The organism is Streptomyces sp. NPDC004134 (assembly GCF_042874195.1).
Taxonomy (GTDB): Bacteria; Actinomycetota; Actinomycetes; order Streptomycetales; family Streptomycetaceae; genus Streptomyces.
The window spans coordinates 1-1,041 of the sequence record NZ_JBIAMS010000068.1; the positions used below are offsets into that span (position 1 = coordinate 1).

The 1,041-nt window shown below is 66.8% G+C and carries 1 protein-coding gene; it reads left to right on the forward strand.

All coding sequences use genetic code 11. The features are described from left to right. Nucleotides 1-105 precede the first annotated feature (105 nt). On the forward strand, nt 106-1,041 hold a 936-nt coding region (locus ACFYVJ_RS34800; RefSeq protein WP_388900535.1), incomplete at its 3' end, for an IS481 family transposase.

Sequence of the window (1,041 nt, forward strand, 5' to 3'; positions counted from 1 at the left end):
CCTAGGTGTATTGATCACGAGCGTTGTTAACGGTCGTGGGTATTGATCATGGCGAAGACCTCCGGTGTGGTGGAGGTGTCGAGTCTTCACCGCGCGGAGGTCTTCGTGTCCCACCGTAATGCCCGGCTGACCGTTCATGGCAGGCGGCTGCTGGTCGATCGTGTCCGTGCGGGCCGTCCCGTCGCCCATGTCGCTGCCGAGATGGGCATCTCGCGGCCCACTGCCCACAAGTGGCTGAGCCGCTTCAGACAGCACGGGGAAGCCGGCCTGCGCGATCGTTCCAGCCGGCCTTGCAGGACACCGCACCGCACCCCGGCAGCGGTGGAGGCCCGGGTCTGTCACCTGCGGCAACAACGCAAGTTGGGGCCTGCTCGCATCGGTCCGGTCCTGGGGATACCCCCCTCGACTGTGCACCGGATCCTGGTCCGTCACGGCCTGAACCGGCTGGCCTGGCTGGACCGGCCCACCGGCACCGTGATCCGCCGCTACGAACGCGACCGCCCCGGCGAACTCATCCACGTCGACGTCAAAAAGCTCGGCCGGATCCCGGACGGCGGCGGCCACAGGGTCCACGGCCGCCAAGCCGGCCGCCCCATCCGCGGCATGGGATTCGACTACGTCCATTCCGCCGTCGATGACCACTCCCGTCTGGCCTACAGCGAGATCCACCCCGATGAGAAGGTCGCCACCTGCGCAGGCTTCCTGACCCGCGCCGCTGCGTTCTTCCACGACCACGGCATCGAGAAGATCGAGCGGATTCTGACCGACAACGCCTGGGCCTACCGCAAGGGCCTGGCCTGGAAGAACGTCCTGTCCGACCTCGGCGCGACCGGGAAACTCACCCGCGCCTACCGGCCACAGACCAACGGCAAGGTCGAACGCTTCAACCGCACCCTCCTCGACGAATGGGCCTACCAGCGGCCCTACGCCAGCAACACCGAACGCACAGCAGCCCTGACCCACTTCCTGCACAACTACAACCACCACCGATGCCACACCGCACTCGACGGCCAACCACCCATCACCCGCGTCAACAACGCT